Source organism: Arcicella sp. GW821-FHT09D11 (genome assembly GCF_059416265.1).
Genome location: NZ_JBWKOV010000008.1, coordinates 95,434 through 120,518 on the forward strand (window position 1 = coordinate 95,434; position 25,085 = coordinate 120,518).

At 34.6% G+C, this 25,085-nt stretch carries 24 protein-coding genes and 1 tRNA gene; 12 read left to right on the top strand and 13 right to left on the bottom strand.

The window, feature by feature from the left end:
• Positions 1 to 11: 11 nt before the first annotated feature.
• From AC07N0_RS19155 to AC07N0_RS19195, 9 genes are read left to right on the top strand one after another with little or no spacing between them, the layout of a single operon-like run.
• Entirely contained in the window at positions 12 to 1,100 is a 1,089-nt protein-coding gene (locus tag AC07N0_RS19155) for a hypothetical protein (protein WP_494590543.1), read from the top strand.
• A gap of 13 nt (positions 1,101 to 1,113) precedes the next feature.
• Complete coding sequence (locus AC07N0_RS19160; protein WP_492799151.1) at positions 1,114 to 1,941, top strand: ABC transporter permease; 828 nt, start codon at positions 1,114 to 1,116, stop codon at positions 1,939 to 1,941.
• 44 nt (positions 1,942 to 1,985) lie between these two features.
• A complete protein-coding gene (locus AC07N0_RS19165) occupies positions 1,986 to 3,242 on the top strand; it encodes an ABC transporter ATP-binding protein (RefSeq protein WP_492799150.1) in 1,257 nt (418 codons plus the stop codon).
• Between the two features lie 50 nt (positions 3,243 to 3,292).
• Positions 3,293 to 4,369, top strand: coding sequence for a DegT/DnrJ/EryC1/StrS family aminotransferase (locus tag AC07N0_RS19170; protein WP_494590544.1), 1,077 nt, complete (start codon positions 3,293 to 3,295; stop codon positions 4,367 to 4,369).
• A gap of 5 nt (positions 4,370 to 4,374) precedes the next feature.
• Positions 4,375 to 6,426, top strand: a complete 2,052-nt coding sequence (locus tag AC07N0_RS19175; RefSeq protein ID WP_494590545.1) for a glycosyltransferase family 39 protein — start codon at positions 4,375 to 4,377, stop codon at positions 6,424 to 6,426.
• 19 nt (positions 6,427 to 6,445) lie between these two features.
• Complete coding sequence (locus AC07N0_RS19180; protein WP_494590546.1) at positions 6,446 to 7,144, top strand: WbqC family protein; 699 nt, start codon at positions 6,446 to 6,448, stop codon at positions 7,142 to 7,144.
• Positions 7,145 to 7,191: 47 nt separating this feature from the next.
• On the top strand, positions 7,192 to 7,851 hold the full coding sequence (locus AC07N0_RS19185) for an acetyltransferase (protein ID WP_323246810.1): 660 nt from the start codon (positions 7,192 to 7,194) through the stop codon (positions 7,849 to 7,851).
• Positions 7,848 to 8,786 (top strand): glycoside hydrolase family protein, encoded by a 939-nt coding sequence (locus AC07N0_RS19190; RefSeq protein WP_492799146.1) that lies wholly within the window; start codon positions 7,848 to 7,850, stop codon positions 8,784 to 8,786. Before AC07N0_RS19185 ends, AC07N0_RS19190 begins: the two co-directional genes overlap by 4 nt.
• Positions 8,787 to 8,845: 59 nt before the next feature.
• The gene (locus tag AC07N0_RS19195; protein ID WP_494590547.1) at positions 8,846 to 9,865 is read left to right on the top strand and encodes a glycosyltransferase family 2 protein; all 1,020 of its coding nucleotides are present in this window, start codon (positions 8,846 to 8,848) and stop codon (positions 9,863 to 9,865) included.
• 46 nt (positions 9,866 to 9,911) lie between these two features.
• Here AC07N0_RS19195 and AC07N0_RS19200 read toward each other — a convergent pair whose 3' ends face one another.
• Entirely contained in the window at positions 9,912 to 11,177 is a 1,266-nt protein-coding gene (locus AC07N0_RS19200) for an asparagine synthetase B (protein ID WP_494590548.1), read from the bottom strand.
• 161 nt (positions 11,178 to 11,338) lie between these two features.
• On the opposite strand from AC07N0_RS19200, the gene AC07N0_RS19205 reads away from it, so the two are divergent.
• The 3 genes from AC07N0_RS19205 to AC07N0_RS19215 all read left to right on the top strand — a co-directional run bounded on the left by AC07N0_RS19205 (position 11,339) and on the right by AC07N0_RS19215 (position 14,155).
• The gene (locus AC07N0_RS19205; RefSeq protein ID WP_492799143.1) at positions 11,339 to 12,580 is read left to right on the top strand and encodes an ABC transporter permease; all 1,242 of its coding nucleotides are present in this window, start codon (positions 11,339 to 11,341) and stop codon (positions 12,578 to 12,580) included.
• A gap of 148 nt (positions 12,581 to 12,728) precedes the next feature.
• Positions 12,729 to 12,812, top strand: a tRNA-Leu gene (locus AC07N0_RS19210).
• A gap of 134 nt (positions 12,813 to 12,946) precedes the next feature.
• Entirely contained in the window at positions 12,947 to 14,155 is a 1,209-nt protein-coding gene (locus AC07N0_RS19215; RefSeq protein ID WP_494590549.1) for a site-specific integrase, read from the top strand.
• A 49-nt stretch (positions 14,156 to 14,204) separates the two neighbouring features.
• On the opposite strand, the gene AC07N0_RS19220 is transcribed toward AC07N0_RS19215, so the two are convergent.
• The 12 genes from AC07N0_RS19220 to AC07N0_RS19275 all read right to left on the bottom strand — a co-directional run bounded on the left by AC07N0_RS19220 (position 14,205) and on the right by AC07N0_RS19275 (position 25,055).
• Positions 14,205 to 14,681, bottom strand: a complete 477-nt coding sequence (locus AC07N0_RS19220) for a phage holin family protein (RefSeq protein ID WP_494590550.1) — start codon at positions 14,679 to 14,681, stop codon at positions 14,205 to 14,207.
• Positions 14,682 to 14,701: 20 nt separating this feature from the next.
• Positions 14,702 to 14,893: a hypothetical protein gene (locus tag AC07N0_RS19225; protein WP_494590551.1), complete on the bottom strand. Its 192-nt coding sequence runs from the start codon at positions 14,891 to 14,893 to the stop codon at positions 14,702 to 14,704.
• A 34-nt stretch (positions 14,894 to 14,927) separates the two neighbouring features.
• Positions 14,928 to 15,230 (bottom strand): hypothetical protein, encoded by a 303-nt coding sequence (locus AC07N0_RS19230; protein ID WP_494590552.1) that lies wholly within the window; start codon positions 15,228 to 15,230, stop codon positions 14,928 to 14,930.
• Positions 15,227 to 15,793, bottom strand: a complete 567-nt coding sequence (locus AC07N0_RS19235) for an N-acetylmuramidase family protein (RefSeq protein ID WP_494590553.1) — start codon at positions 15,791 to 15,793, stop codon at positions 15,227 to 15,229. Before AC07N0_RS19235 ends, AC07N0_RS19230 begins: the two co-directional genes overlap by 4 nt.
• Before the next feature lie 60 nt (positions 15,794 to 15,853).
• Positions 15,854 to 17,710 (bottom strand): hypothetical protein, encoded by a 1,857-nt coding sequence (locus tag AC07N0_RS19240; RefSeq protein ID WP_494590555.1) that lies wholly within the window; start codon positions 17,708 to 17,710, stop codon positions 15,854 to 15,856.
• Positions 17,707 to 18,795 (bottom strand): hypothetical protein, encoded by a 1,089-nt coding sequence (locus AC07N0_RS19245; RefSeq protein WP_494590557.1) that lies wholly within the window; start codon positions 18,793 to 18,795, stop codon positions 17,707 to 17,709. The genes AC07N0_RS19240 and AC07N0_RS19245 overlap by 4 nt, the downstream gene beginning before the upstream one ends.
• Positions 18,792 to 22,454, bottom strand: coding sequence for a phage tail tape measure protein (locus AC07N0_RS19250; RefSeq protein WP_494590558.1), 3,663 nt, complete (start codon positions 22,452 to 22,454; stop codon positions 18,792 to 18,794). The genes AC07N0_RS19245 and AC07N0_RS19250 overlap by 4 nt, the downstream gene beginning before the upstream one ends.
• Positions 22,441 to 22,851 (bottom strand): hypothetical protein, encoded by a 411-nt coding sequence (locus AC07N0_RS19255; protein ID WP_494590559.1) that lies wholly within the window; start codon positions 22,849 to 22,851, stop codon positions 22,441 to 22,443. Before AC07N0_RS19255 ends, AC07N0_RS19250 begins: the two co-directional genes overlap by 14 nt.
• Before the next feature lie 102 nt (positions 22,852 to 22,953).
• Positions 22,954 to 23,457, bottom strand: coding sequence for a hypothetical protein (locus AC07N0_RS19260; protein WP_494590560.1), 504 nt, complete (start codon positions 23,455 to 23,457; stop codon positions 22,954 to 22,956).
• Entirely contained in the window at positions 23,450 to 24,100 is a 651-nt protein-coding gene (locus tag AC07N0_RS19265; RefSeq protein WP_494590561.1) for an RNA polymerase sigma factor, read from the bottom strand. The genes AC07N0_RS19260 and AC07N0_RS19265 overlap by 8 nt, the downstream gene beginning before the upstream one ends.
• A 272-nt stretch (positions 24,101 to 24,372) precedes the next feature.
• Positions 24,373 to 24,744, bottom strand: a complete 372-nt coding sequence (locus AC07N0_RS19270) for a hypothetical protein (RefSeq protein WP_494590562.1) — start codon at positions 24,742 to 24,744, stop codon at positions 24,373 to 24,375.
• 119 nt (positions 24,745 to 24,863) lie between these two features.
• Positions 24,864 to 25,055 carry a hypothetical protein gene (locus tag AC07N0_RS19275; protein ID WP_494590563.1) on the bottom strand — a complete coding sequence of 64 codons (192 nt, stop codon included), beginning with the start codon at positions 25,053 to 25,055 and terminating at the stop codon, positions 24,864 to 24,866.
• Positions 25,056 to 25,085: the final 30 nt, after the last annotated feature.

Consider the following 25,085-nt stretch of genomic DNA (forward strand, 5'->3'; position numbering starts at 1 on the left):
TAGGATTTAAAATGTCAGCAAAACAACATACCACATTACCTGAAGATCAGTTTTCTCTGGAAGACATTGCTTTAAAAGTAGTAAAGCTAAAAAAACTGATAGTACAAAACTGGAAGGTAATACTTATCTCTACCATCGTCGGTGCTTCTTGTGGACTAGCATGGGAGTTAATCACTAGAAAACCACCTGTTTATACTGCGACTATATTGTTTAATATGGAAAATAGTAGTAGTTCAGGTGGAGGCGGGTTATCTGATTTAGCAAGTGCTTTCGGGGTAAATACTGGCGCAGCTCCTTCTTCTAATTTATTTACTGGCGAGAACTTTAACGAGTTGATTAGGACTAAAAACCTTTACAATAGAGCACTACTTACAAGAGTGAAAATAAAAGGTAAAGATGAAATTTTTGCTAATTATGTCTTGAAAAAAAGTGGAATTCGTGAAATTGAAATGTATGATGATGAGGTGATTCAAACTTTCAAGTTTACGCATGATGCTTTTGATAAGTGTACGATTAAAGAAAAGGCTTATCTTAGAACTATTCAGAACTTCTTGATGCCCTTGACTAGCATGGTAAATGAGAGTAAAAAAGCTTCTTTTGTGACCTTGCATGTTATCACTAGGAATGATACGCTTTCAAACGAATGGGCTCATCTTTACTTGAAAACAATTACTAATTTTTATATTGAGACTAAGACCAAAAAGACTAAAGATCTACTTAATTTAGTAGAAAGACGAGTAGACTCTTTAAGAAAGGAACTATATTATACGCAAGGTGCAGCGGCAAGATTTGCTGACCAAAATCAACAAGTAATCGTTCAGCAAGGCTTAATCCAACAACAACGTTTATCTACCAATAGCTCTCAATTACAAAGTTTGTATTTTGAAGCTGTAAGAAGCTTAGACAATATGAAGTTTTCGATGGTAAAGGAATCTCCGCTATTTACAATTATTGATGACGCAGAATTACCTTTTCCTAAAGAAATAGATAGAATTACAAAAGGAACAATTATTGGAACTGTTCTGGGCCTATTTCTCTCAATCTTATATATTGTATTTTCAAAAACATTTGGAAAAATAGCGCACAAGACAGAAGAATAATTTTAAAAATATTATGCACGAAACAGTAATAGAGTCAGGACGGTCAGAAAAGTACTATTGGCAAGACTTATGGAGATTCAGAGAATTACTTTATATTTTAGCAATTAGAGATATTACCGTAAAGTATAAGCAAACATTTGTGGGGGTAGCTTGGGCTATTTTCAGACCCGTACTTACAGTGCTAGTTTTCGTTTTTGCCTTTGATAAAGTAGCTAAAATTGAAAGTCATTCTGCAATACCTTTGCAAATTATTATTTTTACAGGAGTTATTTTTTGGAACTTCTTTGCGATGTCATTCCAACAAGTAAGCAACAGTATTACTGGTAATGCCAACTTAGTTTCTAAAGTATATTTCCCTAGGTTATTAATGCCGTTAAGTGCTGTAGCTGTTCCTTTGCTTGACTTCATCGTTGGCTTTGTTGTAATGATTCCTTTTCTGATTTATAAAGGATACCCACCTACTATAAATATTTTATTTGTACCAGTTTTTTTATTTTTAGCCTTTTTTGCTTCGTTTAGTTTGGGGGTAATTTTCGCTTCGTTAAATGTACAATTCAGAGACTTTCAACAAATAGTTCCTTTAGTAGTTCAATACGGCTTTTTTGTTTGCCCTGTGGCATATCCGCTGGCTTCGCTTAAAAGCTTTCCTTGGTATCCCATTTATCAGTGGATTAACCCATTAGCAGGCATCATAGAAGGGTTTAGATGGTGTTTAATTCCAAATTATCAAGATTTTGAATGGAATTCATTTATCCCAACAATTATTTTTGTAACAATCACAACTACACTAGCAATTATTTTTTTCCGGAAAAAAGAAAACTCTTTTGTGGATTACATTTAACATTATTCTAACTTGAAAAAATAATGTAAAAAAACCCCTTGAAAATGACGGTAATTGAAGCTGAAAATATAAGTAAAAAATACATTATCGACCACATCAAAAGTAATGCGAAAGCTGATACGCTGAGAGAGGTAGTCACGGATAAACTAAAAAACATATTCTCAAAGAAAACTGAAGAACAAATAAGCCATGAAGAATTTTGGGCTTTGAAGGATGTTAGTTTTCAGATTAATCAAGGTGATAGGGTTGGTATCATTGGCTCTAATGGAGCTGGGAAATCAACAATGCTTAAAATATTGAGTAGGATTACTGAGCCTTCACAAGGGAAAATCAAGATAAAAGGAAGGGTAGCCAGTTTATTAGAAGTTGGAACGGGGTTTCATCCAGAATTATCAGGACGAGAAAATATTTTCTTAAATGGTTCTATTTTAGGAATGAAGCGACAGGAAATCAAAAAGCATTTTGATGCTATTGTTGATTTTGCTGGTGTTGAAAAGTTTTTAGATACTCCTGTAAAACGATATTCATCTGGGATGTACGTACGTCTGGGTTTTGCTATCTCTGCCCACTTAGAACCAGAAATCTTAATCGTTGATGAAGTACTAGCGGTAGGTGATGCTGAGTTTCAGCGAAAATGTTTAGGCAAAATGAAAGATGCTTCTACTTCGGGTAGAACTATTCTTTTTGTAAGCCATAACCTTACGGCTGTACAAGGGCTTTGCAATAAGTCAATGTATATGCAAAAAGGCAAATTGCTTGAAATGGGCGAAACCAATCAGGTATTGGCAACTTATCTAAGCCATGTACAAAAAACAGCCTTAGAATCAAGTTGGACGAATCCTAACGAAGCCCCTGGTAATGACAGCATTAGATTAAAGAAAGTAAAACTTACGCCTGATTATCACGATAATTTAAAACATATTGATGTAAGGACTTCTTTCAAAATTCAAATTGAATTTTGGAGTATGGTCGATGATATTGATACTAATATTAGCCTCCATCTTAATTCTTTGACGGGTGAATGTATTTTTAACATTGGTACGCCATCTTTGAACTTAAGAAAAGGAGTAATCTATGCAGAATGCGAGATTCCTGCTGATTTTATGAATGATGGGTCTTACTCGATTTCATTAATGGCTGTCAAAGATAAGTCTAGTGTAATTTATAATTTCGGAGAGGTATTGATTTTTGAGATTGAAGATTATCGTGAGGGTAGTGAATGGTATGGAAAATGGCCGGGCTATATCCGACCAAAAATCAACTTCCCTATTACTCAACTTGAACTAGAAAATGTTATTTAGGACCAAGTATATTTTATTTTTTATTACTTATTCTAGCATAGCATCAACAAATGATAAACGTTACAAAAACATACTTACCTCCAATTGAAGAATTCCAGCGATATGTAGAAGGTATCTGGCAGAGAAACCAATTAACTAATAATGGACCTTTAGTTCAGGAATTAGAAAAAAAACTCAAAGAATACTTAGGTGTAAAGCATTGCTTTTATGTGAGTAACGGAACGATTGCCTTACAAATAGCACTGAAAGTATTGAATGTTACCAAAGAAGTAATTACTACTCCCTTTTCATATTGTGCTACTTCTCATTCAATCGTGTGGGAAAACTGTACGCCTATTTTTGCTGATATTTCTCCTGATGATTTTTGTATAGACCCTTCAAAAATTGAAGCACTAATTACTGAAAATACACAAGCTATTTTGGCTACTCACGTATATGGTAATCCTTGCGAAGTAGAAAAATTGGCAGATATTGCCAAAAAGCACAACATCAAATTAATTTATGATGCGGCACATGCTTTTGGGGTAAAAGTAGATGGAACGTCTTTATTTAATTTTGGAGATATAAGCACTTGTAGTTTTCACTCTACTAAAGTTTTTCATACGACAGAAGGCGGTGCAATTTTTACAAACGATGATAATTTAGCTTATTTGATTGATAGTTATAGAAGTTTCGGACATAAGAGTGATACTTATTATACCATTGGCATAAATGGTAAAAACTCTGAATTCCATGCAGCAATGGGGTTATGTGTTTTGCCCAAGGTTACTGAAATTGTAGAAGCCCGGAAAAAGATTTTTGAACTATACGACAGACTATTGAATTGGGATAAATTAGTCAAACCTGTCGTGAAGGTACCTATAGTAAGTAACCATGCTTACTATCCTATTTTTCTGGAATCAGAAGAAGCATTATTACAAGTAAAAGCGGCGCTTGAAGCTGAAAACATTATTCCTAGAAGATACTTCTACCCTTCTTTAAGTACCTTAAAGTTTGTTACCGAACAAAGTAATTGTCCAATTTCAGATGACTTTGCTCCTAGAGCTCTAGCATTGCCTCTTTACTATGATTTAGCACATACCGATGTTGAAAGAATTAGTACGATAATTAATAACACTATTTCATAAACAATATGACTTTCTTGTATCCTATCATATTTGCCATTTTCATTGGCTTTGTATTTAGAGTATCGGCACGAGTTTGTCAAAAATCATTAATTGACATCATTATTATTGCTTATGTTGTTTTCTGTGGAAGTGTTATCCTAACAGGTTTTACGCTTTCTGAAATCAATAAAATGAATGATAGAAGGTTCTGGGCAGTTGGTGTATTTATTCCTGCTTATATTTTCTATATTCAATTCAACAATTTCTTCGGGAAAGATAGGAACGAAAACTTTACTATTTTTCAAATAATTGGCAGCAGAATCCAAGCCGTTTGGAATTGGTTTGGCAATTTATCACTATTCTTAAAATTTATCTTCGGTGGTCTTTTCATTACCTTAGCGATTATTGAAATCACCAACTTTATCCTAATCTGCTATACTCCACCTAATGAATGGGACAGTATGACTGGTCATTTAAACCGTTTGTTGTACTACCTTCAACATGGAACGATGGCACATTTTGGTGGAACTAATTGGAACATAGATACTTACCCTAGAAGTGCTTGTACGATCCAACTCTATAATTACCTAATGTCTGGCAAGGTTGAAAACTGGTTCAAAGCCATTCATCATACTGCTTATTGGATGATAGGATTCAGCGTTTTTGGTATTGCACGAAGTATCAGCAAAAACCTTACAGCAAGCTTTTTTTGTGGCTTAGTGGTTTTGATGTTGCCTGATGTATTAAAACAAGCCATTACAACTGAGTCTGATATAGTGCTTGCTTCTTATTTGGGGTGTCTGGTATATTTTCTATTTAGCTTTAATGAAAAGAAGAAAAGAAGATACATTTACTTGGCAGGACTGACTTTTGGCATAGCTTTAGGTCATAAAATAACGTTTGTGTTTTCGCTTCCTCCTGTGTTTTTGATATTGCTTTATACTGTTTTCAAAGACGACAAAAAAAGCAATTTCCTTCATATAACATTTGCTCATTTTAAACACCTGTTTGTAGCTTTTGTGCTTGGGTTTGTATTGTTTACACTTCCAGCTGGTTACATTCCTAATATTCAGGAATATCATCACCCGATTGGCCCTCCAACGGCTTTAAAACACCAATCTATTGACAGAGCAGGCACAAAGGCAAATCTCATTAAACAGGGGTCTCGTAATGTCCTCAGATATAGTATCGACTTAATCAATTTAGATGGTTTTAGAAATTGGGATCAAGGAGAAAAGCTGAACAGAGCCATGAAAAAACCAATTATGTGGTTTGAAAGAAATGTGCTCAAAACTCGTTTAGAAGCTGAAACTAATTTTACGATTGTTCCATTTACGTATGATAAACGATTCGAGTTTTATAATATGAGTCCCTATTGGGGCATTTTCGGATTTGCGTTAATTATTCCATTGATTATCCTTGTATTAATCGGCGTTATCAGAAACAAGGCTGTTTATTATTATTTGGGTCTTGCATTTGTTTTACATTTCGTAGCATTATCCTATACTGCTGCCTACGACCCTTGGAAAGGTAGATACATGATAAGTACAGCAATTTTTGCTGTGCCTTTTCTTACCTTACTTTTCACAGGAAAATATTCTATCGAAAAGCCTAATCATGTATTCTTAAAAACCTATGTAGGTTTTGTGGTAGCCATTGGTATTGTTTCAGGGCTTTTAGCAACATTTTTAAACTATAGATGTTTACCAATAAGTGCGTATGGTAGAAAGTCGGCTTTTGATATGACGAGAATGGAAATATTAACAGAAGCCCGTCCCGACATTACTAAGGCTTATGAGAATTTCAATAAGCTTGTTCCACAAAATGCCACTGTGGCATTGGCAACGATAAATGATGATTATGAATATCCGCTTTGGGGAGATAAATTAACTAGAAAGTTAATCGTTATTAACCCATTTGAACAAGGGCTTAGACCTATTCCTAAAGAAGCTGATTATTTATTTTTTGCTAAAAGTGTTATTAAACCCCAAATTGGCGATATTCGCTTGGGGACAGATACAACGATGGTTAATGTAATCGTAAAAGGTGAAGATTATTACCTCCGAAAATTACGCTAGTTATCCTTAATGACTGACTATGAAAATTGCCATTATGCAACCCTATATATTCCCATACATTGGGTATTTTCAATTAATTAATGCTGTTGATAAATTTATAATTTATGATGATGTTAATTATATCAACAAGGGTTGGATTAATCGTAACAGGATATTAGTCAATGGAAAAGATAGTTTATTTACCATTCCATTGAAAGAGGCAAGCCAGAATAAATTGATTAATACAATTGATATAAATTGGGATGTTGCTTGGAAAAATAAGTTTCAAAAAACGATAGAATTAAGCTATAAAAAAGCTCCTTTCTATGCAGATGTTCTTCCATTAATTGAAAAAACGATTAATACCGAACAGACCAATGTTTCAGCAGTAATTACGAATAACCTAACAATTATTGCTGAATACCTAAATATTACTACTGAAATTGTATCAAGCTCAAGTATATACGTCAACACTTATTTAAAGGCACAGGAAAGGATTATAGATATCTGCTTGCAAGAAAAAGCTGATACATATATTAATCCGATTGGTGGACTTGAATTATATGATAAATCTGCTTTTAGCAAAAAAGAGATGGAATTGTTTTTTATCAAAAGTAAACCTTGTGTTTACCCTCAATTTAAAAATGAGTTTGTACCTTGGCTTTCAATCATTGATGTGTTGATGTTTAATTCAAAAGAAACGATTAAAGAGTTCTTAGATAACTTTGAGTTAGTGTAGATGATATTAAAAGAAATGGTTTTCATACTTAATAAATACCTTACAGGATGGCAAAAGTAGTAGTTTTCGGAACGGAATTAGTGGCAGAATTAGCGCACTATTATTTAACACACGACTCTGAGCACGAAATTGTTGCTTTTACAGTCAATCAAGCATATATCAAAGAACCTACTTTTTGTGGACTTCCAGTAGTTCCATTTGAGGAGGTAACTACGCTTTATCCCACGACTGAATATAAGTTTTTTGCTCCTCTTTCTGAACGCAAAATGAATCAGGTAAGGGCAAAAGTATATCAAGAAGCAAAGGATAAAGGCTATGAATTTATTTCATACATCAGCTCGAAAGCTACAGTATTGACTGATAAAATCGGTGAAAACTGCTTTATTTTAGAAGATAACACCATTCAGCCTTTTGTAACGATTGGCAACGACGTAGTACTTTGGTCGGGCAACCATATTGGGCATCATAGTGTGATTAAAGACCATGTTTATTTTACCTCTCATATCGTACTTTCTGGTCGCTGTGTTGTTGAGCCTTATTGTTTTTTAGGGGTAAACGCGACTATTAGAGATGGCGTGCATTTAGCAGAAGGTACATTGATAGCGATGGGAACGAATTTTACTGGCAAGAAGACAGATGAATGGAGTATTTATAAAGGTAATCCAGCAGAAAAAGCAAAAGTTTCAAGTAAAGACATTAATCTATGATTTGGGAGAAAAAGGGGTTGATATATAAGCCTGATGGCAAATTTGGCTGGAATCAAACACATGCTCATGTGGTTTGTGCAGACACTAGTTTTGAAGACAAAGTAAGAATTTATTATTCTGCACGCGACCAAAAAGGAAGGTGTATTGCATCTTTTCTGGATTTGAATCCTACAAACTTAGCAGAAGTAATTTATGTGCATGATAAGCCCATTCTTGAATTAGGGACAGCAGGTACATTTGATGACTGTGGTATTATGCCAACTTGGTTATTGCATCATCCTAATGGCGAAAAGTGGCTCTATTACATCGGTTGGACAGTTAGAAATACCATTCCATACCATAATTCAATCGGAATTGCCAAAAGTACTGATGGGTTAAACTTCACCAAGCTATTTGAAGGACCTGTCATTCATACCATTGCTACAGAGCCTCTTTTTAATGGCAGTTGCTGTGTCTTATTTGACAAAGGCATTTTTAAAGTATGGTATCTTAATTGTACACATTGGTATAATGCGCCTGATGGAAAGCTAGAACCTTGTTATAATATTAAATATGCGGAATCTGAAGATGGTATCAATTGGGTTCGCCAAGGGAAAATCGCCATTGATTATAAAGATGCAGTAGAAGGTGGTATTTCGCGTCCATCTGTTTTAATAGAAGATGGTATCTATAAAATGTGGTATTCTTACAGAGCCATTGATGATTATAGAAACAATGTAGCAAGAAGCTACAGAATTGGCTATGCAGAATCAGATAATGGTATGGATTGGACAAGATTAGACGACCAAGTGGGGATTGATGTATCCGAAACTGGTTGGGATGCTGAAATGATAGAATATCCTTTGGTGATGAATCACCTTGATAAAAAAATAATGTTTTATAACGGAAACGGATTTGGAGCCAGTGGTTTTGGTTATGCTGAAGCTGCGCTTTAATTGTTATTGTTTTCTACACTACTTACTTTAATTTAATTAATCATATAACGCGTCTGATAATGTCTGAAGTAATCAAACCTGAGGTAAGCATTCTTGTTACTGTTTATAATCACGAACATTTTCTTAGAGAGTGCTTAGATAGTCTAGTAAATCAAGTTACTAATTTCAAATTTGAAATTGTTGTTGGCGAAGATTGTTCCCCTGATACTTCTAGAGCCATTCTCATTGAATATGCCAATCAATACCCAGATATTATCGTACCACTTTTGTATGAAGTAAATCAGGGCTCAAAGAAATGCCCTGGCAAAGGTAATTTTGTCAATACTTTTTACCAATGCAAAGGCAGGTATATCGTCCATATTGAAGGAGATGATTATTTAATCAACAATCATAAACTTCAAATGGAATATGATTTTCTTGAGCAAAATCCAGAAGCATCAGCTTGTTTTCATAATGCCATCATGGCATACGAGGATGGTACAGGAAGACCCAATGAGAATATTAATCCGCCTGACCAAAAAGACAAAATATATCCTGAAGACTTACTGACTAAAAAGGAAGTATGGTTTATGGCTACAGCCAGTGTAATGTTTAGGAGACATCTAATCGGCGATAAATTTCCAGATTGGTTCTTGTTATCTAAAAGCGGTGATATTCCTCTTTACCTTCTCCTATCAAGCAAAGGCTATATTGGTTATCTACCAGAAGTAATGTGCGTTTATAGAAGACACTTGGGCGGGATGAGTTATACAGACAGTAACCTTGATGAGGTTTTTATTAAGAATAGGATGTTTATGTATTCAAATGTTGATAAAGAATTAGGCTATAAATATACCCATCTGATTAAACCTATTCTTGGTGAATATTATTTATTGCTGACGAATGTTTTTAAAATAAGAAATCAATATTTTCAAAGTATTTATTTTGCTTTCATTTCCTTGTATTTATCAAGACCCAATTCAAGCAAGCACTTAAAAGATGTTTTACAAACGTTTATTATTCCTAATGGACTGATGAAAGTTTATGCGAATGTAAAATGGAAAATAGAAAAGTTATTTGGCAAAAAAGGCTCTCAATAATTTGAGAGCCTTTTTTGTGGACAAGACAGACAATATTTTATGCCGATTAAGTCTTTTGCTTTTTCTTCTTAGCAGCAGGGAAAAGTACATTATTGAGAATTAATCGATAGCCCGGTGAATTGGGATGTAAGTTCAAATCGGTTGGTTCTTCATTAACGTAGTGTCTATAATCCTCAGGGTCGTGTCCGCCATAAAACGTCCAGAAGCCTTTCAGAAAAGTACCGTGAATATACCTAGCTTCATTCAAAGAACGATTCTCGCCTAATACTACTACTTCAGGTTTTATCAATTCTTTTTTATAAGAAGTAGTCTGCCCCATGAAACCATGAATCGTTGTTTCATGATTTTGTGTCAACATTGTTGGAATAGGGTCCCATTTAGCAGAAAACTGGAAAAGGTTGAAAAAATCATTCTCCTCTCCTACTGGTCTCGATTCATTTGAATAGGCTTCAATATTTGAAAATTCTATTACCTGTGGCAGAAAAATTAAATTAAAGTTCTGAAAAGCAAACGTTTTCGCAAAGTCAAGCTTTCCATTCGCATTTTTATCATAACCATCACCATCATAAAACGCATCTACAATATCAATTCCTTCGGCCGCCAATGCAATATCATACGTATCTGTAGCTGTACACATAGCAAACATATATCCTCCGCCTGCCACAAATTCTTGAATCTTTTTGGCTACGCCTAGTTTCAATTGCGACACTTTATCAAAACCAAATTTTTGAGCATTCTTTTTATCTTCCCTCAATTGTGCCTGATACCACGGCTGACCGCTTTGGTTCAAAAATTTACCCATTTGTCCTGTAAAATCTTCGTGATGCAAGTGTAGCCAATCGTATTCAGGTAACTTCCCATTCATTACTTCATCATCAAAAATCAAATCATAAGGTATTTCGGCGTAAGTCATGGCCAAAGTAACAGCATCATCCCAAGGTTGGGCTGTTTTAGGGGAATATACAGCCACTCTGGGTGGTTTTTGCAATTTCACAACATCCATATTTACATCAGGACTAGTTACTTCTGCCCTAATTTGTGAAGCCTGTCCTTCCGAAATCACTTCGTAACTTACCCCTCGAATAATCAACTCATTCTCGAATTGCTGGGCTTGTGGAAACATAAAAGCCCCTCCTCTATAGTTCAAAAGCCACTCTACTTCTGTATCATGCGTTTTGAGAATCCAATAGGCAATTCCGTAAGATTTTAAATGATTTTTTTGAGTGTCATCCATCGGAATCAAGATCTGAGAAGCCCATAAACGGCTTGTAAAGGTCAAGAATATGATAAACGGAAATAATAGCCTTTTCATTGGTGAAGTTATTTAAGTTCTCTGAACTAAATTTGTTATTCATAAACGATAAACGAATTTAGTATATTATTAGTGCTAATCACAATGCTGATTAGGATTAAACATATATTCGTCATAATTTATGTTGGTTTCAAATCGAATCCATTTCAATATCCACAACTATGAATTTATTAGAAAATATTCGTGAGGGCTTACGCTCTATCAGGGCAAATATGCTTAGAACCACCCTCACAGCCCTAATCATTGCCATTGGTGTGACTGCCTTGGTTGGTAGCCTTACCGTAATTGATGGTATTCAAAGTTCTGTAAATAACAGTTTTGCAGGCTTGGGTGCTAATGCCTTCGACCTTAGAAACAGAGATATTTTCAAAATCAGAAAAGATGGCGAAAAAGAAAAAAATTATCCCCAAATTGATTATCGTGAAGCAAAATTATACAAAGAAAAATTTGGTCATTCAGCCATTATTGGTCTAAAAATTAATGTTAGTTTTTCGGTAGAAGTAAAATATGAATCGAAAAAAACCAATCCCAATTCAAGGATAATGGGTACTGACGATAATTTTATGGACATAAAAGGCTATAAAATTTTGAAAGGCAGAACATTCTCAGCCAATGATTTACAGTATGCTGTCAATGTTTGTATTATTGGGGTCGACATTGTAGATCAACTTTTTGGAAAAAACATTAACCCTCTTGATAAAGAAATCAATATTCTTGGACAAAAATTTAAAGTAATAGGCTTATTAGAGAAAAAAGGCAGTTTGATGGGCGGTGGTGATGACAGAGTAATCTTTATGCCTTTGGAAACTGGAAGAAAGATGGCTCAGGGCAAAACACTTACTTATGATATTGTTACATCTGTACCTAACATTACAGATATTGACAACGTAATAGAAGAAGCTAGAGGGGTCATGAGGGTCATCAGACAGGATCAAATCGGTCAACCAGATTCATTTTCAATAGAACGTTCGGATTCTTTGGCTAAGCAGTCTGAAAGTATTACAGGTATTCTTAGAATAGCAGGCTTTGGCGTAGGTTTTATTACCTTATTAGGTGCTGCCATTGCTTTAATGAATATTATGTTAGTTTCGGTCACTGAACGGACACAAGAAATAGGTATTCGAAAATCATTAGGAGCTACCCCCTATCTAATTCGTTTACAATTCCTGATTGAAGCCATTGTAATTTGTATTTTAGGAGGTCTGGGCGGTATTTTCTTAGCCATTATCATTGGTAACGTATTTGCTCAATTATTGATGGGTGGAACTTCAAGCTTTATCATTCCTTGGCTATGGATGTCAATCGGGATTGGAGTTTGTGTAGTAGTAGGATTATTTTCTGGAATTTACCCAGCTTATAAGGCCTCAAAGCTTGATCCGATAGAATCATTGAGATATGAATAATTTTTTTTCAAATTTATTCATTCAATAATCAAGCTAGTAATCAGAAACTTACAAGAACACTTACAAAAAAGTTTTAGATTAATTAAATGTTAAGGTTGTGTAGTAAAAAAGTATCACTTATCTTTGCATCAAGTTTGAGAAATCAAATGCCCAGATGGCGGAATTGGTAGACGCGCTGGTCTCAAACACCTGTGTCTTCATTGGCATGCCGGTTCGACTCCGGCTCTGGGTACGTAAACTGTTAAAACCCCTTTCAGATAGCTCTGAAAGGGGTTTTTCGGTTTCAACCTATTTCAACCTAAGGAGTTTGCGCGCGTTAAGGACTGTTATGAGTAACCAATTTCAACCTTTTTCAACATCATTCCTATGGCATCATTCTCTGTTAAATTGGTTTACAACAAACAAAAAATTAGTAAGGATGGATATTCATCCCTTTATTTTCAAGTCATAATAGATTCCGAAAAAGTGCCCGTAAAGATAAATTTGCGTTGGCCAGTGGCTTTTTTTGATTCAGAGAAAGACACAATACTTCCACGACATAAAAACGATAAGGATTTTCATGATTATTTGATGATCATTGAAACAGTTAGAGCTGACATCAATGAAATTTTTAAATTTTACAGACTGTCGGGCAAACAAATCACGAAAGAGGTTTTTAAAGAAGAGATATTAAATACAAAGTCTAGACAAGACTTTTTGGTGTATTGGAAAACTAAAATTGATGAAAAGCTTAAGAATGAACTTATATCAAAGCAGACCTATAAAAATGTAAATAGTTCTTTGAATATGCTTCTAAAATTTAAAGAGCAATTACCTTTTAAAGATTTAAATAATAAAACTGTCGAAGAGTTTAAACTATTTGTAAAAAAACAGAAAACGAACAAAGGCACTAAATATAAAATAAATACAATAGCCAAATTCTTGACTGATTTTAAATTCTATCTGAAGACAGCAAAAGCTGATGGTATATTATTTGAAGACCCATTCGAAAATATAAAAATAGCTACAACTAAAGGCTCGATTACTTTTCTCGACAAACATGAAATATTAGCATTATGGCAATATTTTCACGCTGATACGATTAATGAATCTCACCGTATTGTTCTCCGACATTTTCTATTTGCCTGTTTTACAGGTCTAAGGCATTCCGATTTAGAAAGAATAACTTGGAAACAAATAAAAAAGAACAATGACATGGTTTTTGAGCCATATAAAACCAGGGAACTTCAGAAAATAGTAATAGTACCGCTTTGTTCAAATGCCCTATATCTGATAGAAACAAAAAAGGGAAATTTGTTTACTGTTTATTCAAATCAAAAATCTAACGAGATATTAAAAGAGATTGCAATTATATGCGGAATTCATAAAAATATTACTACTCATGTCGCCAGACATAGCTTTGCAACTCAATTCTTAGAAAAAGGAGGCAAATTGGAAGTATTAAAAGAATTGATGGGACATACTAAAATAGAAACGACGATGATTTACGTTCACGTCACTGAAGAACATAAGCGTAATCAAATCAAACTTTTGGATACATTTTTCGATGATGAAAATTTTAAAAAAGTTGCTTAGGGCAACCTAATTCATAAAAATAGCCTGACAATAAATTGCCAGGCTATTTTTATGGGTTAGGTTTTTTCTCCGTCAAATCCTGTATTTTATCTTTTATCCAGGCAGGGAAAATAGTAAACCCTAGGGCTTCAAAGTTTTCTATAATCGACCTTATTTCTCTGATAATAGGCATTATATAGAAGATAGTTTTAAAATAATCAAACAATAAAGACTTTTCGCCTTCTATGGTAAAGTGTAGTGCTACATGGACAGAGATAAGGTAACATACATAAAGAATAATTTTTATAAAGAAACCCTCTAACTTTTTACTTGAGAAGTTTTCTTTCCTACCAAATTTAGAAGCCATTACCCCCGTTATGGTATCGACAACGATAATCGTACATACAAAGCCAATATATTGCCAATCAGACCATAAATACGTATTAGCAATACTTTTAATTAGCTCTATTACCAATGCAAGTTGCATCGTAATTAAAATAGAAATCTTGTTTGTGAATGTGTCACAGAAATTCAATAATTGTTTCATGAGAAGATTGTAAAATGTGGTTAGGTTTTTTGTTTCCTGGATTGATAAATTAGTCCAATAGCTAATATAAAACTCGCAATAGAAACATAAATCAAAGTCTTTTTCATGCTACTAATTTGTTCTATATTTTGCTTAATGATTGACTGTTGTTTTAAAATAAGCTCATCTTTTACCGCAATATTAGCTTTTAACTGTACATTCTGGCTTGCCATTTGTTCGCCAACGTCAGCCGCTTGGGTTAGAATTTTAAGGCTTTCTATCGGTAGATTTACGTAGCCTGTTGAGGACTTCGTTTGTCCGTTTAAGGATAGCATCATCAGTACGCAAAGTATCGTATATGCTATTTGTCTTATTGATTTCATACTGTAATACATTTATTTGGGTTGAACGGATGGTGCTATCCAAAGCACTAAATGTTTTCTGAAAAGCAAATAATTGCTCTTGTGTTGGTAGCTTCCCTACCCTATCTCTTATTTCGGTTAATAGTTGTCTGTTACTCGAACAGCCCATCAATACCAAAAGCATAAAAAGGATGATTAGAATTTTCATAAGTATTTTTGGTATGCTTTTGGAAGTTTGATATGATATTTATTAATCTTATATAATTCACCATTATAGCCTTTTGCAAAAGCCTCAAAGTCTGGATTATCTCCCTGAAGGCATTTGTCTAACTCAACCTTTTTCAGAAACCTACAGAAGGCTAGTAGTTGTCTATCTTCTCCTTTTTTGAAATCATCAATCATTTCATCTACGCTAGTGTAGCCAGCGTCTTGGAAATTAAATCCCATTACCTGAAACATTCCCCAAGATGTACTGAGCATGGCAGCACGTGCATTAATTTCAAATGCTTTGTTGAATCGTTTGTATTCACTTTCGCCCCCTAAGTAATGCTGATTAGAATACTTTTGGTAACAAATTGTAGGTTCTTGTTTGGCTACTTCCGAAGGATTAGGGACATATTTGAAAAATTTATGCCCTTCAAATAGGATTTTTAGTTTACCACTTTTCAAAAACCCTTCTCCCTGAGCTTCCACTTCGGTAACGGCTTTGATAGCTGCTATTGAACAGCCTAAAAGGATTGAAGCATTTTGATAATCTTGTTCTTTTAGCATAATAATCTTTCATTATACACCAAAGATTACTGCTAAAATGAGTTATAAAAAGGATAATGTTTAGGCTACTACTACTGTAAAAGTAGCTTCAACTAAATTAGAATTTGGGCGAACTTTGTAGATGAGTTCTTTCCTGAAACAGTTCACGCCTTCAATATTTAGCTTACTGTTTGAAGAAATACTAAGCAGGGCCGATAGTGTAAGATAAGTTTGGTATTCATATTCTGCTGAACTTAGGTATTCTATCTGTGGAGCAAAAACTTTATCGTATAAATTATCTGTACCAAAGAGTGAAATATTCCAACTACCATAATTATTCCTAACATTGCCAGCATCATCTACAAAACAGAGCCTGCACAGAGGTTTATTAGTACTTTGATTTTTAATCGTGGTAACGCCTGCTTCGTCTGTTAGATAATAGCCATCTGCAAACCGTACTGGTGGAAAATGCAAGTCAATGGATTCTGCATCTGCAATTTCTGCTACTGGATACGCCTGGTATTGTGGTAGGCTATCGTCCACATCATTCCATTTTACCCTTATTGGCTTTGCTTCTGTTAGGCGTACTTTGCGGTCTTGCTTGGTTTTAGTTAACTGAGTGATATTATTACTATTCGTAATGACGGCGTCTACATAAGTAGTATGCAATAGTTTTCTGGTAGTATCATATTCAGGTACGATTCCAAGCTGATCAAATAGATAATCTACAAACTCCTTAATGCTAAAATCAGGAGCTAAACTGGCATAGCCAAAGCTTGTGGCGAATACATCGAAATAGTCTGTACCTAATACTGATCGCCCTACGGCAACATTTGTTACTACCACTGCCTTTTTTAAGAAAATATCATCCGCCAAATCGCCCGTTAGGGTATAGCCAATTTCTGCCATTATTTTCTCCAGGATAAAATGCAAGGTCAAACAAGGCATTAATACATTACCCACGGGATTATCTTCTGTATTTAATTCAATTCCTCCAGATGATGTTCGCTTATTAATATAAGTATCTCCACCATCAGCATAAAAATCGGCATTATACATTTGTGGCAAAGCAAGCTTTCTGTTTGAAATATCGCCATAAGCATAAGTATTATAATAATTGCCGACGGATTGATATGAATGACTAGTGAAATCTAACGTGATGTTATAAAAATCAGTAATGTTGATTTTTAGGGAGTAATTGTTATCAATTGTTTCATTATAATATACCAGAACGCCATCAGCGTAGGTAACATTAATGGGTGGAAAACCATCATCGGTTTGTCTGGCAGTAATGGCATTATTCAACAAACTAAGTGCTGCTAAAATATCACTTACCTCAAAATCAATTCTTGAATTTCCACCGCCTAAATTTACGGGTGTGCCTTTGATATCCACCTTACAAACTGACCCTAAAGTTCCATTGGGATTATACCAAAGATGTAGTCTAAAAGTTCGCTGAGTGTAGTCAATCCCACCAGCGGTAGTAGTATGGTGAATGGCGGTATTGCCATCAAACTTTTTATAGTGTTCTGATAGCTCAATTGTCGTTAAGCTACTGTTAGGGACGGTCTCATTTCCCCAATCACATTCCCGTAATTTCTTATTCCAAATAGCTGAAGGAATATTGCCTGGTGGAATCCTAAATTCTATCTGACAATATTTTTCAGTGGCGTCTGTTACTACCAATAATCCTTCTGTAAGCAAATATCCATCACACTTTAATACTGCTTGGGTCTTATAAGAATCAAGCTTCTGAAAGGCTACTGTTTCAGGATAACCAAATACTTTTCTAAGTTCTGGCGTCCAAGGTAAACGATATGGGAAAGAGCGTTCGCCACGACTCTGGCGATAGAGGAACGATTCTTGGTTTTGAATCGTAGTGATTTGATCCATGGGAATATTTATCACCAAATCATCAATAAGGATGGATACTATCATATTTCGGTATTGATATATCTAAATTCAAAGGTTAAACATTCATCCACTTCTAGGCTGTCATAGGTATTGATAGACTTGCTAAGTTTTACAATTTGCTGGTAGCTTCCATCAGGCTCAAGCATCATGATTTTTTCTGAATGTGTTAACTGATACTCTAAATAAGCTTGATAATCAGGGAAAAGTATACCAGAATTCAGGGTGAATTTCTGAAATGAATGTGTGTAAAATTCTGTTTGTTGAAAATTGTATTCATCTCTGAAGGCATCAATTTCACGGGCTTGTGTTCGTTGTCCAGCAAAAACATGATTTTCCCAAACGCCCAAAGTGGATAGATACCAGATACACCTGAAAGAAGGTGGTAAAACTGAACGTGGATAAAAAGCTTTGGTTTGTGTAAGCCTTACGTTGGCTTCATCTTTTAAGAAAATTTCGAAGCAACTTATTTTATTTGCTTCAATGCCCGAAACCTTGGATATCTCTGACAAAGAGATATCTAAAGAATATAAGGTATTTTCAGTAGGTGCTATACTGGCATAATCAAAAACCTTTACTTGAGTAGCACTATGATATATCTTTACCTTGGCCGTGATAGAAGCTGGCACAGGATTGAGATTACAGAGAAAATGCAAAAGGTTGTCCAAGGGATATACTGGATTCATCAAGGGTTTTAGAGTATGCCAGTCAATAGCACGAGAAAGGAATTCCTGATTAGTAATATCAAAAACTGTTTTCTTTACTTTCGCCCTGGCTACTCGCATACTTTGAATAACATGGAATGTATTATCTGTTTTGGTTTGATATACAATATCAAAAGCTTTTGAAAACTCAGGAACATCCACAAAACCCCTTTGAGTAAAGTCTGGAAAAGGTATCGGAGCAAGATAATCCAATATTGGGCGATTGGCAGTGCATTGATAGTTAGTACCGTTATAATCTGCTATCATCGGTTGGTTATGAATATCCGTTGGCCCATCCTTTACGGTAATCAATAACCTTTCTGTAAGACTAATACCTGAAAAATCTATATCAATCGGATTCCCAGCCATCAGGATGCTGTTTTGTGTATATTTCTGTGATGCTATCATTGTAAATATGATTCTTGATTAGATTTATCGTAATTATTTTTAGAACGGTTATAGTCTTTATGGGTTGAGTAATCCCATACCATCTTAGCCTCAAGATTATCCAACTTATCACTAAGCTTACTAGTTACCTCAACCATTTTACCAAGGGTTTGTACCAAAGCACTATTATCTTGATTAGCTTGGCTAGTACTAGATACATTACTATTATTGACTACTGTTTGTGTACTGATAGAATTGCCTGCATTTAGGCTTTCCAGAATCGGCAAAACCGCTGCAAAGGCTGGAGCTGAAGTACCACGTGCATTGACATAAAATTCGTTTGGATGGGTAATTGATACACGTCCACCTTTCCCATCTACACCTTTGTTGGAGCTTTGGTGTGTCCAGCCTCCATCAAAATATTGTGGAATTTCAGTGCCTGCAATTTTGGCTACTTGCAAAGCTCCTACGATACCTGCTGTTGCTGCTAACGTTGCAATTGAAAAAGGGTCTTTACCTACTGCGAATGCATTAATTACCGCCTGTGCGGTTGTCATTACTGCCTGAGAAATCCTAGCCACTTTATCAGCTTCAGCTGCTTTCTGTTTAATGGTACGGCTCTTGGCATCGTGTTCTTTTTCAAAAGCAGTTTTCTTTTTATTATATTCCCCTTCAGAGATAATTCCTTTAGTTTTTTGAGACTCAAGATTTTGGAGCTTTTTATTATAAAGATTATCTTCTCGGGTTTGTTGGTTCTGATAGCCCTGTGACTGAAAATCAAAAAAAGCAGAAACTACTTGATTGATTGACTGTTGCCATTGAGCGATTTTATCAAATAACTTTTTTCGGGCTTCCTCTTCAGCCTTTATTAAGCTCATTTTATTATCGTACTCGTTGGCTCTCTCCTTTTGATCTTTAGTTTCACGGTCTTTCGTGAATTTATCGTGAATAGCTTTACGTACTTTGGCAAAGTTTTTCTCTATTTGTGCTTTTTCTTCAGCTGTAGCTTTGGCAAGTTCAATTTCTTCTTCTGCTACACTAAGATTTAGCTCAGCCGTATAAATAGCTTTTAAATCTTCAGAAGATTTTGCTTCTTCTAATTCAGCCTGTAATTCATCTTTGTGTAATTCTAATCTGCGAAGAAGTGCTTTAGTATTTTTTTCTTTGAGGTCTTCTGCAATCTTTTTATTACTTTCTACTTCCTCTCTTTTTACTTCATCAAGCATTCCTTGATATGCTCTTTTATACCAATTCTCATAGTCTTTCTGATTTAATTCTTTCTTTTTAACTAACTCTTTTTGTTTATTATCTTCAATATTAAATTCTACACTAAGAGATGCTACTTTTCTTTCATAATCATCGGCAATGGCTTTTACTTCCATCTGATTCAAATCATCCAAAAGTTTCTGATGATTAATTTTTCGTTGGTCGGCTTGGTGCTGTGCTTTTTTAATAGCATCATCATTACCGCCAAACGTTTCTGTACCTGTAGCCGTTTCAGGTTTAGTAGGTTGTGGTATTTCAACTTCTCCAGATAGTCCTTTAATAGCTAACGTCGTTTCATCTACCAACTTTTTAGTATTTGAAATCTCATCCTGAAGGGTTTTCCATTGTGTTAGATTGATTAAAGATTTAGTTTCGAAGCCAAAACCTTTTGCTCCAGCTTTTTCACCAAAAGCATCACCAAAGGTTACATTTGTTTGTCTGAACCATTCAATCCCACCCTTAGATTTCGTCCATTCTCCTTTATTTAAGCGTTGTAGCCTTGCAAGGTTGTCTTCATCAGATTTCAATTTGTTATTGAGTTCATTTATAAGACTGGCATTTTGAGCCTTCAACATCGCCTGTTGTACCTTAATGAAGTCACGAGCTTTATCAGTACTAATTCCTATTGCTTTACCGTATTTATCCCATTGAATAGTTGAGGCTGGAAGAATTGTTGATAAACTAGAAATGATTTTTTGTATTTCGCCCTGATTTTTGGTAGCTGAAGCTGCATTAATATTTAACTTATCATACTTATCCAATAATGGAGTTACACCTTTTTCAAGACTTGTAACTGCTTGTTGTTGACTTTGAAAAGACTGTTTTAGTTTATCTAATTTAGTAGAGGTATCTAAAAACTGTAGTGTACCATCGGCCAACGTGTTAATTAAACCACCTATAAATGTAGAAAGCTTAGAGTTTAAAAAAACAGCCCCAATTTTATTCCAAGCACGTTCTACTTTACCTGCAAGGTTATCATTCTTTTCGTTATAGAGTTCTGTTAGTCGTGTACCTGCTAGAAAGTATTGATTTGCTTGTGCTTGTTTGTCAGCAACAATATCTGTTTTGTTTGCTAATACTCCCAAAACTTTACTAGCTTCCTGAGATTCAATCTTGAGATTTTTCAAGGTCTGCATTTCTTGTGAAGCTGTTAAAGGCTTTAATTTTTCAGCAAAATCAAACAGAAATTGATTGGGATTTAGGTTGATAAATGCTTCAAAATCTTTCTTCGATTGTCCAAAGAACTTAGCAAAAAGTTCGGTGTTTTTGTAGGCAGTACCCAATACCGATTGCACGCCTGAAGCTGCTATCTCATCAGTAAGGCCAGATTCTTCCAAGGCTGCTCCAAGCCCCATCAATTCCGTAATAGTTGGACGAACTTTTTCGTCTAAAGCACCAAGCCTAAGAAGGAATTCTGACTGCCAGTTTGCAGTTGCTGTACCTTGGTCTGCTAAACCTTTTAAGGCAGAGCCAATTTTACGAATTGAACTTGGATAGTCAAGGTCACGAGTATCCTTAAACAATGACTTTATTTTGGTAAACTGCTGAGTCATCATACCAGCACCTTGTGGAAAATCCTCCTGCATTGTGATAGTAGCCTCAGCCATTGCCTGAGTATAGGCAATTAGTTCATTAGTAGGTACATCTAGCTTACCTGCTTCTATTAAGATTTCCCTACGAGTATTTTGGTCAAGTCTGGTATCTAATTGTGTTATTTGACTATTGAGTTTTTCAGCTTCAATGGTTGTGCTTTTGATAGCATTCTTTATATCAGAGATTTTATCTGATTTAGCAATTACTTCGACGATTTTTTCGGATACTTTACTTATCGCTGATGATAGTAATTCAGAAGCTGATGTTACTACTGCAAAGCCCGCTGCCATTGCTGCTCCTTCAGCTACGTTCTCTAAGTTAAATCCGCTAGGAGCTTCAACTTCACTTAAAGCTAATACTGCATTTTTTTTGTCCTGACGCCTTTGCGCTAATTCTGCTTCAGCTTTTCCTAGTTTTTCTAGTGCAGATGTATATTCGTCTGAACCACGTTTGGCATTATTATAAAGGCTATTTTGTTGACGTAGGTAATTATTTAGTTCTTTGTTTGATAGCCCTGCAAGTCCTATTTTTTTTACGTGTTCTTCTATCGTAACATTATATTTTTTTACTGCATCACGTGCCTCATTGTATGCACTACGCATTTCTTCTACTTTTTCACGAGCTTCTATTACTTTGGGGTCATCTTTTGCAAGCCCTGCCTCTGTGAGCTTGTTTAATTCCTTTGTAGCTTTTTGCGCTTCTTTTTTTAGGTTAGAGGCTTCCCCAACGGCTTCAGCCAATTGGTGTTGCACTTTCGAGATTTGGCGTACGGCTTGTAGCGTATCTACATCAATTTCTATTTGAACCTTATTTTTGCTCATCGCTGATATTGGTTAGTTCTTCTAAAATTCTATTAGTGATTGATGCCACCACCACACTATCCAGACGGGCTATTTGGCGAAATATTGGGCGATTAAATATTGGTTTTTTTACACGAGGCTTTGCATCAGTTAGCTTTCTGCGATATTCTCTTTGGGTAATTTTCCTGCCTTTTTGCCAACCAGACCCCGCACCCATATCGACAAAACGAAGGGCGTCTCTGGTAGAAATAGTAATACCAATAGTGTTAAGCGAACCCTTAATCACATCTATTACAATGTTTTTTTGTGAAGTGTCTGAAATAATAACTTTGGCTTTTTCCAGACCAGCACCTACTATTTTTTCAGTTCTGGTAGCCCACTCTTTTAGGTAGGCTTCTATTTCTTCGTAGTTGTTCATACTACGAAGATGTAGGGAAAGAGAATGGAGAAAAAGGACGAAAAAAGCCTAAAGGAATAAACCTTTAGGCTGAAGATATTTTAAGAATAGCAAAATCAATGATTACGCTTTTGCTTTAAAGACTGTACCCATTCCAAGTGCCAATGCACCAATTATACTTAACATTATTAATATGGCATTTGCTTCAGGGGGTGGCACTTTTTGTTGTAAGTCAAGTATATGAGGCAGGCCTGCACCCAGAAAAAGACCTCCAACGCTTAAGAGTCCATCTGAAAATTCAAGTTTAGTTTTTTTTCTCCAAATTAATTCCCTTGCTTTCGAGGCATGAGCTTTAGTAATAATGTCAGTTTCTGATTCTATTTGTGCAATCTCCTTTGCAATTTTATATAAGCTTTTACGATATTTTTTTACTTCTTCTTCAATATATTCATTTGCACGCGAATGCAATTCCATTTTTAATTCAGCAAGTAACTTCTTTTGATCATCTTGGATTGGTGTATTAGCAAGAAAACCCTCTGCTTGTAAAATTAATGAGTCTACCTCTTCCTTGTTAATCGAAGAGCGATTGGTTAATGAATCCTCTAATAATTCTTTTAATTTACTCATTTATAAACCCTTTCTTAGATTTATCTTTATGCAAAGATTCGAATATTTGCTTTAACTTTAAAGTTGCTCTACGTGTTTGCATTTTTACTGCGTCTACAGACATATTCATTTCAGCTGCTATTTCAGAAAATTTTTTACCTTCAATCATTTCACTGAGAAGATATCTTTGTCGTTCAGAGAGGCTATTTATTAACGAAGCTAGTTGTTCTACAGAGTAATCTTCTGCAGAGCGATATAATTCTTCTTCTGTTGGAATATCTTCTTCTATTAGAGTATCTTTTTCTATTTGAAAGTTTTTAAGTTTTTGTTGAATTAAATATATTTTTTCAAAAATTTCGCCCCTTTCTCTATGATGAAGTTTAGTATTAAGTCTATTTAGCAAATTATAAATAACATCATTCTTATCATTAATTTTTTCACCTCTTGAAAAAGATGAAAGTTGTGGGTTTTCAAGAAATTCTAATAAGGTATTCATAATCAATTCTTCAAATTCCTTTTCATCAAAAAAGGAATTTATTTTATCCTTAAAGTATCTTTTAGATACTTCAATAAATAGCAAATAAATATGTTGAATTACTTTTGAATCGAAGTTTTTCAATCCATCTATAATTTCTTGGTCTGTATAGGGTTGATTCTCTGCCATGTGTTTAAGATAATTTAAGTTGTTTTATTTATAACATAGGTTTTAGTAATTAGATTCTATCTCTGATAATAAGGCATTTACATATTTACAGGAATTATTTATTCTTATAAAGAAAGTTAGTAAATAAAGAAAAGCTGACCAAATAGACAGTCTAAATTATTTATACTTTTGATTAGAAGTTAGGATATAGTTTACAAAAAAAAAGCTCCACATAGCAGAGCTTTAAATAGTAATTAATACTTTAGTATTATCCTTCAGGCTGTAGAATCTGTTTAGTAACTAAAACTCTGAATAATAATTTTTTTAACAAAATCTGAGGGGAGCTCATTCGTTTCTACTTCAGCATCATTAAACTTTACTTTATGTTCTTCCCCTTCAGTTGTACTAAATTCTAATCTTGATTTAATTCCTCCTTCAATTACATCTTTATTAATTTTAAAAAGTGTAGTTCCAGCCTGTATCATTGTTTCTGTTAACACTTCTATATTAGGAAAATCAACTACAAATGTTACAGGATGAGGTATCATAGTAATTTGATGTTCATAAATTACATCGGTTTGAAAACGATAAGTAATGTGACTCCTTAATTTAATCTTTTCTAATAAGGGTATTATCGCAGTGCTGAACTCTATAATTTCTTCCATTTTAGGCATTTTTTATATGTAAATGATAGTTAAATACTTTATATTAATTTAAAAACAAAAAGCCTCCGATAACGGTGGCTTTTTGTTTTTAAACAGAAGTGATAACTGAACTCCGTTAGCTATTTCTGATTGTTATTATTTAATTCTAATTTTCTACCTTTTAATCCTGTCTGTAATAAATTTCTTAAAACAACTTCTGTTCTTGTTTCTCTTTGTTGTTTCAAATCTAAATCAGATCTTACCTTCTCAATCAGTCGAGATGCCACCGTATCATTATTTAAACGAGGTTTTATACTATGTTGTGCTTTCATTGGCTTGGCGGTTAATTGGGTTCAACCTAT

Coding starts and splice junctions, on each gene's coding strand:
- AC07N0_RS19155 (WP_494590543.1), top strand. CDS start 12: ATGTCAGCAAAACAACATACCACATTACCTGAAGATCAGTTTTCTCTG.
- AC07N0_RS19160 (WP_492799151.1), top strand. CDS start 1,114: ATGCACGAAACAGTAATAGAGTCAGGACGGTCAGAAAAGTACTATTGG.
- AC07N0_RS19165 (WP_492799150.1), top strand. CDS start 1,986: ATGACGGTAATTGAAGCTGAAAATATAAGTAAAAAATACATTATCGAC.
- AC07N0_RS19170 (WP_494590544.1), top strand. CDS start 3,293: ATGATAAACGTTACAAAAACATACTTACCTCCAATTGAAGAATTCCAG.
- AC07N0_RS19175 (WP_494590545.1), top strand. CDS start 4,375: ATGACTTTCTTGTATCCTATCATATTTGCCATTTTCATTGGCTTTGTA.
- AC07N0_RS19180 (WP_494590546.1), top strand. CDS start 6,446: ATGAAAATTGCCATTATGCAACCCTATATATTCCCATACATTGGGTAT.
- AC07N0_RS19185 (WP_323246810.1), top strand. CDS start 7,192: ATGGCAAAAGTAGTAGTTTTCGGAACGGAATTAGTGGCAGAATTAGCG.
- AC07N0_RS19190 (WP_492799146.1), top strand. CDS start 7,848: ATGATTTGGGAGAAAAAGGGGTTGATATATAAGCCTGATGGCAAATTT.
- AC07N0_RS19195 (WP_494590547.1), top strand. CDS start 8,846: ATGTCTGAAGTAATCAAACCTGAGGTAAGCATTCTTGTTACTGTTTAT.
- AC07N0_RS19200 (WP_494590548.1), bottom strand. CDS start 11,177: ATGAAAAGGCTATTATTTCCGTTTATCATATTCTTGACCTTTACAAGC.
- AC07N0_RS19205 (WP_492799143.1), top strand. CDS start 11,339: ATGAATTTATTAGAAAATATTCGTGAGGGCTTACGCTCTATCAGGGCA.
- AC07N0_RS19215 (WP_494590549.1), top strand. CDS start 12,947: ATGGCATCATTCTCTGTTAAATTGGTTTACAACAAACAAAAAATTAGT.
- AC07N0_RS19220 (WP_494590550.1), bottom strand. CDS start 14,681: ATGAAACAATTATTGAATTTCTGTGACACATTCACAAACAAGATTTCT.
- AC07N0_RS19225 (WP_494590551.1), bottom strand. CDS start 14,893: ATGGCAAGCCAGAATGTACAGTTAAAAGCTAATATTGCGGTAAAAGAT.
- AC07N0_RS19230 (WP_494590552.1), bottom strand. CDS start 15,230: ATGAAAATTCTAATCATCCTTTTTATGCTTTTGGTATTGATGGGCTGT.
- AC07N0_RS19235 (WP_494590553.1), bottom strand. CDS start 15,793: ATGCTAAAAGAACAAGATTATCAAAATGCTTCAATCCTTTTAGGCTGT.
- AC07N0_RS19240 (WP_494590555.1), bottom strand. CDS start 17,710: ATGATAGTATCCATCCTTATTGATGATTTGGTGATAAATATTCCCATG.
- AC07N0_RS19245 (WP_494590557.1), bottom strand. CDS start 18,795: ATGATAGCATCACAGAAATATACACAAAACAGCATCCTGATGGCTGGG.
- AC07N0_RS19250 (WP_494590558.1), bottom strand. CDS start 22,454: ATGAGCAAAAATAAGGTTCAAATAGAAATTGATGTAGATACGCTACAA.
- AC07N0_RS19255 (WP_494590559.1), bottom strand. CDS start 22,851: ATGAACAACTACGAAGAAATAGAAGCCTACCTAAAAGAGTGGGCTACC.
- AC07N0_RS19260 (WP_494590560.1), bottom strand. CDS start 23,457: ATGAGTAAATTAAAAGAATTATTAGAGGATTCATTAACCAATCGCTCT.
- AC07N0_RS19265 (WP_494590561.1), bottom strand. CDS start 24,100: ATGGCAGAGAATCAACCCTATACAGACCAAGAAATTATAGATGGATTG.
- AC07N0_RS19270 (WP_494590562.1), bottom strand. CDS start 24,744: ATGGAAGAAATTATAGAGTTCAGCACTGCGATAATACCCTTATTAGAA.
- AC07N0_RS19275 (WP_494590563.1), bottom strand. CDS start 25,055: ATGAAAGCACAACATAGTATAAAACCTCGTTTAAATAATGATACGGTG.